Below are 15,457 nucleotides of genomic sequence, written 5' to 3'. Positions count from 1 at the left end.
ATCAGTACGCAAATTCCCGATTCGCATTATCATGTGCACAGCCTGTCATCCCTGCCGCTTTCAAGGCCGACCCTGTTGTCGTCAGGGGATAGACAAATCGTCCATTGTGATTTTCCACCACGTCCCGATATCGCTACCATGATTCCATTTTCCATACTCGACCTCGCGCCCATCGCCGAAGGCAGCAACGCCAGCCAGTCGTTCAAGAACACGCTGGACCTGGCGCAGCACGGCGAACGCTGGGGCTACAACCGCTACTGGCTGGCCGAACACCACGGCATGCCCGGTATCGCCAGCGCCGCCACGGCCGTCGTCATCGCCCATGTGGCGGCCGGCACCAAGACCATCCGCGTGGGCGCGGGCGGCGTGATGCTGCCGAACCACTCGCCGCTCGTCATCGCGGAACAGTTCGGCACGCTGGAAGCGCTGCACCCGGGCCGCATCGACCTGGGCCTGGGCCGCGCGCCCGGCTCCGACCAGACGACGGCGCGCGCCCTGCGCCGCGACCTGCAGTCCGACGCGGAACAGTTTCCGCAGGACGTGCTGGAATTGATCGACTATATGTCCGACGAACCGCGCCAGCGCGTGCTGGCCGTGCCCGGCAGGGGCGCGAAAGTGCCCGTGTGGATACTGGGCTCGAGCCTGTTTGGCGCCCAGCTGGCCGCCCACCTGGGCTTGCCGTATGCGTTCGCCTCGCACTTCGCGCCACAAATGCTGATGCAAGCCGTGGCCTATTACCGCGAACACTTCAAGCCGTCGAAGCAATTGGCGAAACCGTACGTGATGCTGGGCTTTAACGTCTTTGCCGCCGACACGGATGCCGAGGCGCACCTGCGCGCCACGTCGATGCAACAGGCATTCGTCAACCTGCGCACGGGCCGCCCGTCGCGCTTGCAGCCGCCCGTGCCCGGTTACCTGGAACAGCTGGGCCCGCAGGAACGCGCCATGCTCGATTCCGTCCTGTCCTGCACGGCCATCGGCGCGCCGGACACGGTGAAGGCGAAGATGGCCGCCTTCATCGCCGAAACGGGCGCCGACGAACTGATGATCACCTCGCAAATCTTCGAGCACCAGCACCGCCTACGCTCGTATGAAATCACGGCGCAAGTGCATGCGGAGCTGGCGCGCGCGCAGTAACTTCACTGTCTTCCTCGGTATTTCCCCAAATACCCTTTTCCCGGCCGTCGGCAACGATCGCCGGGATTTTTTTGCTCGCGTCCAGTCACAAAATCGGCCGCGCCCGGCAAGAAATGCGCAGCCCCGCTATCATGCTCATCCAAAAGCATCATTCCAAGAAAGTTGTACCGCATGAAATCCGCACCATCGAATGTCGACGCCAGCACCCTGCTGAGCTCCACCCGCATCCTGTTGTTCGCCCTGTCCGCCGGCGTGCTCGTCGCCAGCCTGTACTATGTGCAGCCGCTCACGTCCATGCTGGCCGCCTCGTTTGGCGTGAGCGTGCCGCAAGCGGGCTACCTGGTCACGGCCACGCAGATCGGCTATGTGCTGGGCATCGTGTTTTTGGTCCCCCTCAGTGACGTACTGAACCGCCGCCAATTGCTGACGTGGATGCTGATTGCCAAGATCGGTGCCCTGCTGCTGGCCGCTACCAGTCAGAACATCATCGTCTTTGCCATCGCCAGCGTCCTGATGGGGATCACGGCCAGCGCCTTGATGGTGGTCACGGCCATGGTGGCTTCGTATGCGCCCGACCACAGCCGGGGCCGCATGGTGGGCACCGTCATGACTGGCTTGTTGTTGGGCATCTTGCTCGCGCGTACCGTCTCCGGTACCGTGTCGCAGATCAGCGGTGGCTGGCGCACCGTCTACGTGCTGGCCGCCATCGTCGTGGCCGCCCTGCTCGTCATGCTGCGCCGCATCCTGCCCAACGAGGCGCCGCGTGGCACGCTGCAATACGGCAAGCTGATGGCCTCCCTGGCCGACATCATCCGCCAGGAACCGTTGCTGCGCCAGCGCGCCCTGTTCTCGGGCCTGGGCCTGGGCACCTTCAGCGTGTTCTGGACGGGCCTGACCTTCCTGCTCAGCGGCGCGCCGTACCACTATTCGGAAATGCAGATCGGCCTGTTCGGCCTGGCGGGCGCCACGGGCGCCTTTGCCGCGAATACGGCGGGCCGCATGGCCGACCGCGGCTATGCGCGCCAGGCCACGTGGCTACTGGCCGTCGCCTCGATCGCGGGCTGGGCCCTGATCGGCTTCGGCGCCCATTCGCTGGCGCTGCTGTTGATCGGTATCGTGCTGCTGGACATGGGCGTGATGGGTTTGCAAGTGACGCACCAGTCCATCATCTATAAACTGGCGCCCCATGCGCGGGCCAGGGTCACCACCGTCTTCATCGCGGGCGGCTTCATCGGCGCCTCGGCTGGCTCCGCGCTGGCCAGCGCCAGCTTTGCCGCCGGCGGCTGGCCAGCCCTGTGCACGGTCGGCGGCGCCATGCCGCTGTTGCTGCTGATCGTGTGGAGCAAGTACCGGCATACGCAGCGCAGGCTGGAACGGGCGGCTTGATCCGGCGCTGCGGGGCCAACAATGTTGTCGGGTTACGCGCTGGCGCGCTAACCCGACCTACGCACTTGCTCCAAGCGAACAGGCGTAGATACTGTTATCCCCGTCAAGCGGCGTGCAAGGCCGGATCAAATATTTTTCCCGACCTGAGCACGCCGAATGCCACGTGCACCAGCTTGCGCATCATGGCGCCGATGATCAGCTTGGGCGCTTTGCCGGCGTCACGCAGACGCTGACCGAAGCGCTTGCCCCAAGGCGTCTTATGCACTGCCACCATGGCCGGCATGTACAGTGCCTTGCGCAGGAAACTGTGGCCGACCTTCGACATGCGTGGCTTGCCACGCACGCTGGAACCTGACTCGTGCTGGCGCGGATCGAGGCCCGCAAACGCCACCGCCTGCTTGGCGCTGTCGAAGCGCTCAGGATTGGCGTAGTAGGACAGCAGCACGGGAATCGTGCGCTCGCCCAGGCCAGGGATGCTATCGAGCAATTCGCGCTTGCCGCGTAAATCCGGGTCGTCATCGATATGACGGCGGATCGCCAGGATCAGCGCCTTGATCTCGGCGTCGAGCCAGGCAATATGATCCTCGATACCCTGGCGTACCGCCGCGCGCGCCACTTCAAGCCGGTTGCTTTCCTGCTGGCGCATCGCTTGCAAGGCATCGAGGCGCAGCACCAGCGCGCGCAGCGATTGCTCGGCCGGCGATGGCGCCTGCCAGGGCTCTGGCTGGCGTTCATGGGCGAAGTCGGCGATCAGCTGTGCGTCGACCTTGTCGGTCTTGGTGCGCACCAGGCGTGAAGCGCTGAAGGCCTTGATCTGGGCTGGATTGATGACACTGACCACCATGCCAAGTCCAGCGAGATATTCGGCAACCCCTTCCCAATACGTGCCCGTCGCTTCCATGCACACCCTGGGGCTGCCGGCAGCATGCTTCAGCAGCCATGCGTGGAGCGCGGTGAATCCTTGACGGTTGTTCTCGACAACCTTGTTACGATGCTTGCCGTTGGGCAGGCGCAGCGCGCAGTCGAGCTTGGCCTTGGCAACGTCGATTCCTAAATTAAACATGCTGTGGTCCTCTTGCGATCTACCTTGCAAATGCGGGCTAACCGGCATGCCGGTGCCAAAGATACTGTCCGATCTTGACATGGAGGATGGGTAACTGGTGCGAGATCTACGGAGCTGGCTCGGGGCCTAAGGGCGGATACGGCATCCAGTTACCCGGTCTTGATATGCCTACCAAGATTTTGACAGCGGTCGATACCGTTCGCAATACCACGAACGGCATGAGGGGAATAATACAAGGTCGGATTAGCGGGGCCGCCGAGGCGCGGCGAGGCCGCGCGTAATCCGACAACGTTGTTTGCACGGACCACGTCTTATTTCGCGGCCGGCCCGCGCGCCTTGCCGAACGCATCGCCCGCCTTCCAGGCCGGCATCTTCGCGCCATTTGCCACGGCCTGCCCCAGGTTCAAGGTGAATTGCGCCTGCTGCGTCATGCCGGACAAATCCCAGCTGGCATCGTACTCATCGGTGACTTGATGGTAGCGGGGGCCGTAGGCGGCCGCCTTGGCTTTCGACGCTGCCACGTCCTTGATGTACTCGCGTCCGCCATTGATGGAAAACGCGGGCACGCCCGCCTTGGCAAAACTGAAATGGTCGCTGCGGAAATAACCGCCGGCCAGGTCGGGACGCGCGGCAGCAATGTGCATGCCCATGGCTTTGGCCACCGTGGCGGCAATCGCGCCCAGTTCCGTGCGCTCGCTGCCCTGCGCGCCGATGTCGTGCGTGGCGCCGACGAAATTCAGGCTGTCCAGGTTCAGCGCGGCGGCCGTCTTGTCCAGCGGCCACAGCGGGTCGGCCGCGTAGGCGGCGCTGCCCAATAGCCCCTGTTCCTCGGCCGCCACCCACAGGAAGATCTGCGTGCGCTTCGCCGGCTTTTTCACGGCTTCCTGCGCCATGGCCAGCAAGCCGGCCGTGCCCGAGGCATTGTCGACGGCGCCGTTGTAAATCGTGTCTCCAGCGTCACCTTGCTTGCCCAGGTGGTCCCAGTGACCGCTGTAGATGACGGCTTCATCTTTCAATACCGGGTCGGTGCCCGGCACCATGCCGGCGATATTGAACTGTTCCACCTTGCGCACGACGGACTTCATTTCGCCCGACAGCTTGGCGTTCAATGCGACGGCCTGGAAGTCCTTGCTTTCCGCTTGCGCGCGCAAGGCGTCCAGATCTTGCCCGCCCGCAGCAAACAAGCGGCGCGCCGCGTCTTCCGCGATCCAGCCCTGCAGCGGGGTGCCGGCCGTGCGGTCCGCCAACTGGAAGCGTTCACTGCCGCTCCAGCTGTTCTGCACCACGCTCCAGTCGTACGATGCCGATGGTTTCGTGTGGATCAGCAATACGCCCGCCGCGCCCTGGCGTTTGGCTTCCTCGAATTTATACGTCCAGCGGCCGTAATAGGTCAGCGCCTTGCCGGCAAAGCGGTTCGGATCAAGCGCGGTCGGCTGCGGGTCGTTGACCATCATGACGACGATCTTGTTTTTGACATCGACGCCCTTGAAATCATTCCAGCCCTCTTCCGGCGCCGTGATGCCGTAGCCGACGAAGACGAGCGGCGCGTCGAAGGTGTGGGCGGCAACGGAGTCGCCCGTGGCCCAGACCCAGTCGGGGCCGAACGCCAGCGGCACGGCCTTGCCGCCGGCCACCGCCTGCAGGCTGCTCTCGGCAGGCAGCGACTTCACGCCGGCGATCCGCACGCTCTGGCGGTAGCTGTTGCCGCGCACGGGTTGCAGGCCGGCCATCTGCGCCTGGGTTTCCAGGTACGCCACCGTCAGGTCGGCGCCGCGCTGGCCCGTGCCCCGGCCTTCGAGCAAATCGTTGGACAGGAAGGCCAGGTGGGCGCGCAAGGGCGCTTCCTGCACCACGGGCAAACCGGTAGCGGCCTGGGCGGAAAACGCCAGCGCCGTCAAGGCCAGGGAAGAAAACAGCTTCTGCATAAGATCCTTTGGATAAGAGGAGACATTCAGTCCGGCGGATGGCCGGGCCGGCGATTGTATGCCATGGGGCAGGCGCGGCAAAATGCGGACGAAAAAAATCCCCGCGGCAAGGCGGGGATGTCATGGCCGAGTAAATTACACGAGCAAGGCGGCCGCCAGCGATTCGATCTCTTCGGCCGATTCCTCGAGTATCGTGTGCAGAGTGCTGCCGCCGATGCCGAAGTCGATCTTCGCCGCCGCCTGGCGCCGCGCGGCGCTTTCCGGCGGGTGCAGGGGCGAGCCGACGGGCGACAGATCGTTGGCCAGCACCAGGGTCGCGCCCAGGGTGCGGGGCGGAAACGTGCTGCCGCCGTGCCACATGCCTTCCACGGCCTGCAAGACCATGTCCGGCACTTGCAGCTGGCGCAGCACGCCGCGGCCGATCAGCTTTTCGCCGTATTCGATCCAGTCTTCGGTATTGTCGTCGAGCAGGCCCGGATATTCCTCGGCGCGCGACAGCAGATAAAAGCCGCCCACTTCGTGCACGATGGCGGCGAACATGGCCGTTTCAACATCCACATGCGTGACTTTCCGGGCGATGACCTGGCTCAGCGCGGCCACGTGGGCCGTATGTTCCCACAGCCTGGCCGCCTTGGCGCGCAATTGCGGGTCCGTGATCTGGCTGCCCAGCTGGCGCACGATGACGGATGCCACCATCGATTTCAAGGTGGCAAAGCCCAGGCGCGAAACGGCTGCGCGCACATTGGCGATTTCATTGCCGGAACGGTTGTAGGCGGCCGAGTTGGCCAATGCCACGACCCGCGCCGACAGCAGCGGCTCGGCCATGACCATGCGGGCGGCCGCTTCGATATGGCAATCGGGGTCGTCCAGCGCTTCCTGCAGCTTCAAGGTGGCCTTGACGTTGGCGGGGAACGTCAGCTCGCCCTTGCTCGCTTGCAACGCGATAATCTTGAATACTTCCAGTCTGTCCATGGGTCAATCTCCGGTACGGGCCTATTAGGCTCTGCTGTGTGGGTGGGCCGGGAACGCGCATGTATCCCCGGCCCTGCTCCCGTTTCCGGCAATATTACAGCAAGTTTATACGCAACCCTATTACTTTCCGGAAACTTTCCCTGCCACGCCTTCGACAAAATAATCCATCTTCGTCAGCGCCGCATCGTCGAGCACGCCTTTGTCCAGGCGCACCTTGCCATCGTTATCCTTGATCGGCGCGCTGAAAGGATTGAGCTTACCAGCAACCAAGTCTTTCTCGCGCGCCAATACAAACTGTTTCACGTCGGCGGGCACGGCCGCATTGATGCCTTCCAGCTTGACCATGCCATCCTTGATGCCGCCCCAGGTGCTGCTGGACTTCCACGTGCCGTCCAGCACGGCCTGCGCCTGCTTCGTGTAGTAGTCGCCCCAATGGTGGGTGACGGCGGCCAGCTGCGCCTTCGGCCCGTACTTTTTCATGTCCGAGTGGTAGGCGATCGCATACTTGCCCTTCTCTTCCGCCGCCTGCACCACGGCGGTCGAGTCCGTGTGGTGGGTGACCACGTCGGCGCCCTGGCCGATCAGGGTGATGGCCGCGTCGCGTTCCTTGCCCGGATCGAACCAGCTATTAACCCACACCACTTTCACTTCCGCCTTCGGGTCGACGCTGCGCATGCCGCGCGTGAAGGCGTTCACTCCCTGCAACACTTCCGGGATGGGGAACGCCGCCACATAACCGGCCACGTGGGTCTTGCTCATCTTGCCCGCCAATACGCCGGCCAGGTAGCGGCCCTCGTAGAAACGGGCATTCGTGTTGGCCACGTTGACGGCCGTCTTGTAGCCAGTCAGATGAATGAACTTCACATTAGGAAATTGTTTCGCCACTTTCAAGGTGGGATTCATGTAGCCGAACGAGGTCGTGATGACCAGCTTGCTGCCCGTCTGCGCCAGGTCGCGGATCACCCGTTCCGCATCGGCGCTCTCCGGCACGTTTTCCACAAACCTGGTGCTGATCTTGTTGCCCAGCGCCTTTTCCATTTCCTTGCGCGCCTGATCGTGCTGGGTGGTCCAGCCCGCGTCGCCGATGGGGCTGATGTAAACAAAACCGACATTCAGCGGCGCAGTCGCGGGGGCGGCGGCCATGGCGGGCATGACGGACATCAGCGTGGCACTGCAGACGGCGGCGCACAATAGTTTCTTGGACATGATTTTCCTTGTGGTCAGTGATTAATTTCCGGGATTGAAATTTTTCCCCAGCGAAGCGGGCATGTTGAGCTTGATGTAATTGGCATTGCTGGAAATGAGCACGAGCACGACGATGGCTGCCACATACGGCAGCATCGACAGCAGCTGCGACGCGATGGGCACGCCCATCGCCTGCGCGTGGAACGTCAATATCGTGATGCCGCCGAACAGGTAGGCGCCGCCCACCACGCGCGCCGGACGCCAGGTGGCAAAGGTCGTCAGCGCCAGCGCGATCCAGCCGCGTCCCGCCACCATGCCCTCGACCCACAGCGGCGTGTACACGAGCGATAAAAACGCGCCGGCCAGGCCGCAGCAGGCGCCGCCGAACAGCACGGCCGCCAGGCGGATACGCCGCACGGGATAGCCGAGCGCATGCGCGGAAGACGGTGACTCGCCCACGGCGCGCAGCACCAATCCTGCCCGCGTGCGGTACAGAAACCAGGCGATGGCCACGCACAGCAAGAGCGACAGATACACCATCGGATGCTGGCGGAACAGGGCCGGCCCCAGCACGGGAATGTCTTCTAATAAAGGGATGCCGAAGCGGCCGTTCTGCAAGCTGTTGCCCACATACTTCAAGCCGATGTACGTGGACGCACCCGCGCCGAACAGAGACAAGGCCAGGCCCGTCGCGTACTGGTTCGTGCCCAGCCACACGGTCAGCCAGGCAAAGAAGCCGGACAGGACCATGCTGGCGCCCGCCCCCGCCAGAAAGCCCAGGGTGGGGCTGCCCGTGTTGACGGCCACGGCAAAGCCCGTAATGGCCGACACCAGCATCATGCCTTCCGCGCCCAGGTTCACCACGCCCGCCTTTTCATTGACGAGCAGCCCCAGCGCGGCGAGCATCAGCGGCGTGCCCGCATTGATGCTGGCGGCAATCAAAGGCGCTATCGTCAGGGCCAGGTTATCCATGTTTCCTCCAGCGCAGTTTGTATTGGATCAACACATCGCAAGCGAGCAAGGCAAACAGCAAGATGCCCTGGAACACGCCCGTGATGGCGCTGGGCAAGCCCAGGCGCGATTGCGCCAGTTCGCCGCCGATATAGAACAGGGCCATGACGAAGCTGGAAAAAATCACGCCGACCGGATGCAGCCGCCCCACGAAGGCGACGATGATGGCGGCAAAGCCGTAGCCGGGCGAGACCGTGGGCGTGAGCTGCCCCATCGGTCCCAGCACCTCGCACGCGCCCGCCAGGCCGGACAGGGCGCCGCAGATCAGCAGCGACGACCATAAAGTCTTGCGCGAGGAAAAGCCCGCATACCGGGCGGCGGCAGGCGCCATGCCGCCCACGCGCAGGCGGAAACCGGCAATGCTGCGCGACAGATACAGCCAGCCGCCCAGCGAGGCCAGCAAGGCAAACACGATGCCTACGTGCAAGCGCGTGTCGCTGATCACCATCGGCAACAGCAAGCCGTCCGACAGCAGTTTCGACTGGGGGAAATTGAAGCCTTCCGGATCGCGCAGCACGCCGTACACGAGATAGCTGAGCAGCAATTGCGCGATGTAGACGAGCATCAGCGAGACGAGGATTTCGCTGGCGTTGTAGCGGTCGCGCAGCCAGGCCACCAGGCCCGCCCACGCCATGCCGCCCGCCATGCCGGCCAGCAGGGAAATGCCGATGAGGGCCGCGCCGCCCACGCCATCGTCCAGGTACAAGGCGGCCGCGCCGCCGCAGATGGCGCCCAGGGTCAGTTGGCCTTCCGCGCCGATGTTATAGATGTTGGCGCGAAAGCAGATGGCCAGGCCGACGGCGATCAGCAGCAAAGGGGCGACTTTAATGCCCAGCTCGGACCAGCCGTGCGCGTCGCGCAAGGGTTCGACGAAGAACACGGCCAGGCCCGCCAAGGGATCGTGGCCCAGCGCCATAAACAGCAGCGCGCCGCACAGTACCGTGAGCAGCACGGCCAGCACGGGCGACAGCCACGACATCAGGCGCGACGGTGCAGGACGGGCTTCCAGGCGCAAGGCAAACTTAGCCATGGGCAGCCTCCTGCGGCCACAGCCCGCTCATCCATTGCCCAACGAGATCGACGCTGGCCTCGCCCACGTCCAGCGACGGTGAAATTTTTCCTTTTGCCATCACCAGCAGGCGGTCGCTGATGTCGAATAACTCATCGAGTTCCTCCGACACGATGAGCAAGGCACAGCCAGCGTCGCGCAGCGCCAGCAGTTCGGCGCGAATTTGCGCGGCCGCGCCCACGTCCACGCCCCAGGTCGGCTGCGCCACCACCAGCACCGTGGGTTCGCGCATGACTTCGCGTCCGACTATGTATTTCTGCAAGTTGCCGCCCGACAGGCTGCGCGCCAGCGCCTGCGGCCCGCCTGCCTTCACCTGGAAGCGCGCAATGATGGCGGCCGCCCGCTGCGCGATGACCTTGCGGCGCAGGAAGCCGTGGCGGATGGTGGCGGGAGTCTGCAAGCTCAATAAGACGTTGTCGGCCAGCCCCATGTCGGGCACGGCGCCGCGTCCCAGCCGCTCTTCCGGCACGAAACCGAAGCCGAGGGCGCGCCGGCGTCCCGGCGGCAAGCGCCCGGCAGGCGTGCCGTTGAGCACGATGCTGGCCGGAGCCGTGCGCATGTCCTCGCCCGACAGGGCCGCCAGCAATTCCTGCTGGCCATTGCCGGACACGCCAGCGATGCCGACGATCTCGCCCGCGCGCACGTCGAAATTGATATCGATCAATTGCGTGGCGAACGGATGGCTCTTCGGCAAATCCAGATTGCGCACGCTCAACATGGCCGCGCCGGGCGTGCGCGCCACGCGCGTGACGGCGGGCGGCTCCGCGCCGATCATCATGCGCGACAGGCTGGCCGCCGACTCTTGCGAAGGGTCGCACACGCCCGCGTTCTTGCCGGCGCGCACCACGGTGCACGTATGGCACAGGGCGCGGATCTCGTCGAGCTTGTGGCTGATGTACAGGATGCTGCAACCTTCGGCCGCCAGCTGGCGCAACGTGCCAAACAGTTTTTCCACGGCGCCCGGCGTCAGCACGGACGTCGGTTCATCGAGGATCAGCAGTTGCGGCTTGGCCAGCAAGGCGCGCACGATTTCCACGCGCTGGCATTCACCGACGGATAGCGTGTGCACGTGGCGCTGCGGTTCCAGGTCCAGGCCGTACTGGCGCGCAGTGTCTTCGATGCGCTGGGCCAGCTCCGCCATGTTGGTGCCGGCGGGCAAACCGAGGGCGATGTTTTCCGTGACCGTCAAGGTATCGAACAGGGAAAAGTGCTGGAACACCATGGCGATGCCCAGCGCGCGCGCGGCCGACGGGTTGGCGATCTCGACCTCGCGGCCATTCCACAGGATGCGGCCGCCATCGGGCTGCACAGCGCCGTAGATGATTTTCATCAAGGTCGATTTGCCGGCACCGTTCTCGCCGAGCACGGCGTGAATTTGTCCGGGCGCGACGGTGAGGTCGATGCCGTCATTGGCCACCACGGCCGGATAGCGCTTGCTGATGTCGTGTAATTCCAGGCGTGCCGTCATTGTTTTTTTCGTGCCTCGCTGCGGGGTCGCCGGCATCGTCGCCGGTGGAAAAATTCAAGCTCTTGTCTCTATCGTATCGGCATCCGCGGCGCTTGGGGGATGGTGTGGCGGCGCGCATTTCTATTTCCACAAAAAAACAACACCTGTATACAATTTTGAAAAAAATTATCAGCTTTACAGCGGCCGCCTTGCCCCGCAAGGACGAGAAGGTGCGATGATTATATGCAAGAACTGATAGTAAGTATGCAGATAAGACATATCGCCCAGCGCGGCGCTTCTCGCATCATGGATTGAACGGCGCGCAATGCCACACCGCAGCGCGACATGCGCGCCAGTGGGTTCCCCCCTGCACCCAGCCATCCCAGTTCCCGTTTTCCAACACCGCCATCAGGAGCCGAAAGTGCCAAAAACCCTACCTTGTCTGTTGCTCTGCCTCACTACCACCCTCGGCGTGGGCGCGACCGTCCAGGCTGCCGAATGGAGCGATACCGCGCTGAGCTGGCGCGCCGGCAATGACTACCGCGAGCCGTTCAACCCGGACGACATCAAGAAAAACATCTTTGCCATCACGCACGCCAGCGGCTACAAATACGGCAGCAACTTCGTCAATCTCGACTTCCTGATGTCCGACAGCAAGGACCCCGGCGCACTCGGTAAAACGTCCGGCGCGCAAGAGGCCTACCTGGTGTACCGCAACACCATCGACATCGGCAAGGTGCGCGGCAGCGACATCAAGTTCGGCCCCGTGCGCGGCGTGGGCGTGACCCTGGGCTTCGACGTCAACACGAAGAATGACGTCGGCTACAACTCGCGCAAGCGCATGCTGGTGGCCGGCCCGACCCTGATGTGGGACGTGCCCGGCTTCTTCAACACCAGCCTGCTGTTGCTGCGCGAAAGCAACGCCCCCAGCGGCGCCTTCCCGCCCATCTCGCAAGTGACGGGCCGCTACACGTATAAAACGCACGCCATGCTGACGGGCGCCTGGGCCATCCCCTTGTCGCCGCTGTTCTCGTTCGAAGGTTTCTTCAACCTCATCGATTCCAAAGGCAAGGATGAAGTGGGGCGCGACACGGCCGTGGAAACAAATATCGACATGCAAGTGATGTACGACGTGGGCGCGGCCCTGGGCAGCGCCAAGAACACCTTCCGCGTGGGCCTGGAATACCAGTACTGGAAGAACAAGTTCGGCAACTCGCCCGCCACCACGGGCAACGTGGGCCAGACGGCGAAGACGCCGATGATACGCGCGGAATACCATTTCTAAGAATCATTGTTTCTCATCAACACCCACCGTCGCGCCTGATGCCAGCATGAAGCTTTCCTGCTGGCGGAGAGCGCGACCGTGGAACAACTGCTGCCGTATTATGAGCGTGAGCTGGGCCTGTTCCGCCAGTACACGCGCGAGTTTTCCAGCCGCTATCCGAAAGCGGCCGGGCGCCTGCTGATCGCCGGCGAGACGTGCGAAGACCCGCACGTCGAGCGCCTGATCCAGTCCGTCGCCCTGCTCACGGCCAGAGTCGCCAAGCGCCTCGACGACGCCTATCCGCAATTCACCAACTCTCTGCTGGAAACTTTGTACCCGCACTATCTGCGGCCCTTTCCCTCATGCTCCATCGTGCGCATCGCGGCAGACGAAGCGCCGGGCGGCGGCCAGCTGTCCCAGGTGGCGCATGTGGCGCGCGGCACCGTGCTGCGCTCGCAGCCGGTGCAGGGCGTGGCCTGCAAATTCACCAGCGCGTATGACGTGACCCTGGCGCCGCTGGCTATTTCTCGCCTGCATTTTTCGCCGCTCATCGACGCGCCGCCCGGCCTGCGCCTGCCCGCCGGCGCCAGCGCCCTGCTCAGCATTCAGTTCACCAGCAGCAGCGACAACTACCACCTGGACCAGGCCGGCTTGTCCAGCCTGCGCCTGTTTGCCGATGGCGAACCGTCCGTGCGCGCGGCCCTGCTCGACGCCCTGTTCCTGCGCAGCACGGGCGCGTATGTAGCGCTGGACGAACACAGTCCGTGGCTGGCCGTCGACGGTATGCCGCTGGCGCCGGCCGGCTATGCCGACGACGATGCGCTGATCCCCGTTTCCGCCCGCTCGCACCCGCCCCTGCGCCTGCTGACCGAGTATTTCGCCTTCCCGGAAAAATTCCATTTCATCGATGTCGCCTGGTCCCTGCTGGCCGCCTTGCTGCCGAAACAGTGCCGCCAGTTCACCTTGCACCTGCCGCTCGAAGGCGTGCGCAGCGACAGCCACGAGGCGCGGCTCCTGTCCGGCGTCAGCCGCGACAACCTGCTGCCCGGCTGCACGCCCGTCGTCAACCTGTTTGCCAAGTCCGGCGTGCCGATCCGCATCACGCACACGGAGCCCGACTACGCGCTGGTGGCCGATGCCACGCATGCGTTTGCCTACGACATCCACAGCATCGAGACCGTCACCCTGGTGCGCAAGGACGAGGCCGGCGAGCGTCTGAGCACCTTCTTGCCGCTGTATGCCACGCTGCAAGGTTCTCGGACTGAGCATGGCCAATACTGGCTGGCGCGCCGCGACGAAGCCGTGGCGGACGTCAGCCCCGGCCATGAAATGCGCCTGAGCCTGATCGACCCGCAGTTTTCGCCGGGCAGTGCGGCCTGCGCCACCGTTTCGACGCAGCTGCTGTGCAGCAACCGCGATTTGCCCACGCAACTGCACTATGGCTCGCCCAGCGGCGACCTGCTGGCCGAGGACGTGCCCGACGGCATACCCGCGCGCTTCCTGCGCAAGCCCACACCCAGCATGCGTTTCCCGGCGGACACGCACTGGCGCCTGATCGCGCACCTGTCGCTCAATTACTCGAGCCTGACGCAGGCTGGCCTGGGCGACTTCCAGAAAATGCTGAGCCTGTACGACCTGCCCCGCTCGCCCACCACGCAACGGCTGATCCAGGGCATCGTCACGCTCGAGCACGGCAGCACGCGCGCGTGGATGCCAACCGTACCGTTTCCCACCCTGATGCCCGGCATCGCCATCCGCCTGGGCATTGACGAGCAAGCGTTTGTCGGCAGCAGCGTGTACATCTTCGCGCAGGTGCTGCAGCGCTACTTCGCCCTGAACAGCCAGCTCAACTGCTTTAGCCAACTGACGCTGCTGTCCCATCGCAGCGGCGAGGAAATCCTACGATGCCCAGAACGCAGCGCCGACGCCACGCCAGCGTGATCCAGCAATTGCTCGACGCGCCGCAGCGCTTCGAGTGCTTCCAGGTGCTGCGCCTGCTGCTGGCCTGGCTGGCCGAACACGGCATCGATGAACACGCGGCGCTGGCGAAGGTCATGCGCTTCGACAATAGCGTCTCGCTGCGCTTTCCAGCCAGCCAGGTCGAGACGCTCACGACAAGCGGGATCGCCGATGCGGATGCCTTGCTGCAAGCGCTGCTGTCGGGTCATGTACACCATATCCACATCACGCCCGCCTTCATGGGCCTGCTGGGTTGCCAGGGCAGCTTGCCCAGCCACTACTCGGAGCGCATTGCCGCCCACCAGTACAGCGAACGCGAGAATAGCCCGCGCGCTTTTCTCGACCTGTTTTCCAGCCGCACCGTCGTTCTGTTTTACCAGGCCTGGCAAAAATACCGCATCGAGCAAGCCGGCCACAGCGGGGACTTCCTGACGCGCCTGCTGGCCCTGGCCGCATGCCGCCCAAGCCAGGACGAGGCCGCCGCCGGCCTGTACAGCGGCTTGCTCCAGCAGCGCAACATCTCGTCCGTCGTCATGGCGCGCATTCTCGCCGACCACTTCGGCGTGCCCTGCCATATCGACGAGGCGACGGGCGCCATGGACGTGCTGGCGCCGCGCGAACAAACGGCGCTGGGCATGGCAAACGCAGTGCTGGGCCAGCGCGCCACCGTCGGCGAGCGCTGCCGCCGGCCCGACCTGGCCGTGCGCCTGCGCCTCGGCCCGCTCACCGCGGAACAGCACGCCGGCTTCCTGCCGCGCGCCCCGGCCAGCGCGGCGCTGCGGCACATGCTGATGCTGTTCCGCCAGCCGCTCGTGCGCTACGACATCGTGCTGGTACTGCGCGCCAGCGATGTGCGGGGAATGGCGTTGACGGCCACCGGGCAAGCTGGCCTCGGCCGCAACAGTTTCCTCGGCGATGCAACAACGCCGCGCCACCGCGATGACATGCATTGCGACATGCAATTGATGCCCTCACTCAACGATTGAATCTTGTTGCCGCGCAAAAACGCTTGTGTTCGCTATTGCTACAGTCGGCCAAC

12 protein-coding genes are annotated in these 15,457 nt (G+C 64.2%); 5 read left to right on the top strand and 7 right to left on the bottom strand.

The genetic code is table 11. The features are described 5' to 3' along the window. Positions 1–138: 138 nt before the first annotated feature. Complete coding sequence (locus AC3RCG_RS07070) at positions 139–1,137, top strand: LLM class flavin-dependent oxidoreductase (protein ID WP_492405221.1); 999 nt, start codon at positions 139–141, stop codon at positions 1,135–1,137. Positions 1,138–1,308: 171 nt separating this feature from the next. Continuing rightward, positions 1,309–2,523: an MFS transporter gene (locus AC3RCG_RS07065; protein ID WP_492405223.1), complete on the top strand. Its 1,215-nt coding sequence runs from the start codon at positions 1,309–1,311 to the stop codon at positions 2,521–2,523. Between the two features lie 103 nt (positions 2,524–2,626). On the opposite strand, the gene AC3RCG_RS07060 is transcribed toward AC3RCG_RS07065, so the two are convergent. The 7 genes from AC3RCG_RS07060 to AC3RCG_RS07030 all read right to left on the bottom strand — a co-directional run bounded on the left by AC3RCG_RS07060 (position 2,627) and on the right by AC3RCG_RS07030 (position 11,216). After that, complete coding sequence (locus AC3RCG_RS07060) at positions 2,627–3,586, bottom strand: IS110 family RNA-guided transposase (protein WP_083289991.1); 960 nt, start codon at positions 3,584–3,586, stop codon at positions 2,627–2,629. A 311-nt stretch (positions 3,587–3,897) separates the two neighbouring features. Beyond that, positions 3,898–5,511, bottom strand: coding sequence for a M28 family peptidase (locus AC3RCG_RS07055; RefSeq protein ID WP_492405226.1), 1,614 nt, complete (start codon positions 5,509–5,511; stop codon positions 3,898–3,900). 135 nt (positions 5,512–5,646) lie between these two features. Beyond that, positions 5,647–6,483 (bottom strand): HDOD domain-containing protein, encoded by an 837-nt coding sequence (locus AC3RCG_RS07050; protein WP_070218149.1) that lies wholly within the window; start codon positions 6,481–6,483, stop codon positions 5,647–5,649. Between the two features lie 120 nt (positions 6,484–6,603). Continuing rightward, a complete protein-coding gene (locus AC3RCG_RS07045; RefSeq protein WP_121668624.1) occupies positions 6,604–7,689 on the bottom strand; it encodes a BMP family ABC transporter substrate-binding protein in 1,086 nt (361 codons plus the stop codon). 21 nt (positions 7,690–7,710) lie between these two features. Then, positions 7,711–8,640, bottom strand: coding sequence for an ABC transporter permease (locus tag AC3RCG_RS07040; protein ID WP_121668623.1), 930 nt, complete (start codon positions 8,638–8,640; stop codon positions 7,711–7,713). Next, the gene (locus AC3RCG_RS07035) at positions 8,633–9,709 is read right to left on the bottom strand and encodes an ABC transporter permease (RefSeq protein WP_492405229.1); all 1,077 of its coding nucleotides are present in this window, start codon (positions 9,707–9,709) and stop codon (positions 8,633–8,635) included. Before AC3RCG_RS07035 ends, AC3RCG_RS07040 begins: the two co-directional genes overlap by 8 nt. Then, positions 9,702–11,216, bottom strand: coding sequence for an ABC transporter ATP-binding protein (locus AC3RCG_RS07030; protein WP_492405231.1), 1,515 nt, complete (start codon positions 11,214–11,216; stop codon positions 9,702–9,704). Before AC3RCG_RS07030 ends, AC3RCG_RS07035 begins: the two co-directional genes overlap by 8 nt. Positions 11,217–11,667: 451 nt before the next feature. On the opposite strand from AC3RCG_RS07030, the gene AC3RCG_RS07025 reads away from it, so the two are divergent. The 3 genes from AC3RCG_RS07025 (at position 11,668) to tssG (ending at position 15,404) form a co-directional block, all read left to right on the top strand. Next, positions 11,668–12,480: an outer envelope protein gene (locus tag AC3RCG_RS07025; RefSeq protein WP_492405306.1), complete on the top strand. Its 813-nt coding sequence runs from the start codon at positions 11,668–11,670 to the stop codon at positions 12,478–12,480. Positions 12,481–12,558: 78 nt separating this feature from the next. Further along, the gene (gene tssF, locus AC3RCG_RS07020; protein WP_492405233.1) at positions 12,559–14,400 is read left to right on the top strand and encodes a type VI secretion system baseplate subunit TssF; all 1,842 of its coding nucleotides are present in this window, start codon (positions 12,559–12,561) and stop codon (positions 14,398–14,400) included. Continuing rightward, a complete protein-coding gene (tssG, locus tag AC3RCG_RS07015; protein WP_492405235.1) occupies positions 14,364–15,404 on the top strand; it encodes a type VI secretion system baseplate subunit TssG in 1,041 nt (346 codons plus the stop codon). Before tssF ends, tssG begins: the two co-directional genes overlap by 37 nt. The last annotated feature ends 53 nt before the right edge of the window (positions 15,405–15,457 follow it).

The sequence above is a fragment of the Janthinobacterium sp. GW823-FHT01H08 genome, assembly GCF_058797855.1.
This window is presented reverse-complemented; position numbering and strand designations above follow the sequence as displayed.

What these genes read in the sequence shown, in the direction of transcription:
- AC3RCG_RS07065 (WP_492405223.1), top strand. Translation starts at nt 1,309, where the DNA reads ATGAAATCCGCACCATCGAATGTCGACGCCAGCACCCTGCTGAGCTCC.
- AC3RCG_RS07055 (WP_492405226.1), bottom strand. Translation starts at nt 5,511, where the DNA reads ATGCAGAAGCTGTTTTCTTCCCTGGCCTTGACGGCGCTGGCGTTTTCC.
- AC3RCG_RS07050 (WP_070218149.1), bottom strand. Translation starts at nt 6,483, where the DNA reads ATGGACAGACTGGAAGTATTCAAGATTATCGCGTTGCAAGCGAGCAAG.
- AC3RCG_RS07045 (WP_121668624.1), bottom strand. Translation starts at nt 7,689, where the DNA reads ATGTCCAAGAAACTATTGTGCGCCGCCGTCTGCAGTGCCACGCTGATG.
- AC3RCG_RS07060 (WP_083289991.1), bottom strand. Translation starts at nt 3,586, where the DNA reads ATGTTTAATTTAGGAATCGACGTTGCCAAGGCCAAGCTCGACTGCGCG.
- AC3RCG_RS07035 (WP_492405229.1), bottom strand. Translation starts at nt 9,709, where the DNA reads ATGGCTAAGTTTGCCTTGCGCCTGGAAGCCCGTCCTGCACCGTCGCGC.
- tssG (WP_492405235.1), top strand. Translation starts at nt 14,364, where the DNA reads ATGCCCAGAACGCAGCGCCGACGCCACGCCAGCGTGATCCAGCAATTG.
- AC3RCG_RS07040 (WP_121668623.1), bottom strand. Translation starts at nt 8,640, where the DNA reads ATGGATAACCTGGCCCTGACGATAGCGCCTTTGATTGCCGCCAGCATC.
- AC3RCG_RS07070 (WP_492405221.1), top strand. Translation starts at nt 139, where the DNA reads ATGATTCCATTTTCCATACTCGACCTCGCGCCCATCGCCGAAGGCAGC.
- AC3RCG_RS07030 (WP_492405231.1), bottom strand. Translation starts at nt 11,216, where the DNA reads ATGACGGCACGCCTGGAATTACACGACATCAGCAAGCGCTATCCGGCC.